Annotated in this window: 1 protein-coding gene; it reads left to right on the forward strand. The window is 53.2% G+C overall.

The window, feature by feature from the left end:
• Positions 1 to 83: 83 nt before the first annotated feature.
• Positions 84 to 269, forward strand: a 186-nt coding sequence (locus SB765_RS30005) for a hypothetical protein (protein ID WP_410932544.1), incomplete at its 3' end; no start/stop codon positions are given.

Consider the following 269-nt stretch of genomic DNA (forward strand, 5'->3'; position numbering starts at 1 on the left):
GTTACAAGTAGTGTTCTGACTATACTTTCGTGTGAGTTTCCTCCTGCCCCCGTATGTGAAAGCATTTCCGGAACGCAACTGAATTGCCGGTCGACCCCTCCACAAATTTCCCCGATATCGCACGCTTTCCGATCATGACTGCACCAATTTACGCCCCCACGACTTCCCCGCGGGCGTTTGCCCAAGGCACCGTCCACGTCGTGGACGACGATGAACTGATGTGCAAAGGATTGACTGCGCTCCTGGAATCGATCGATTTACACGTAAGG

It is taken from the genome of Pseudomonas sp. SIMBA_067, from assembly GCF_046534675.1.
Classification (GTDB): Bacteria; Pseudomonadota; Gammaproteobacteria; order Pseudomonadales; family Pseudomonadaceae; genus Aquipseudomonas; species Aquipseudomonas putida.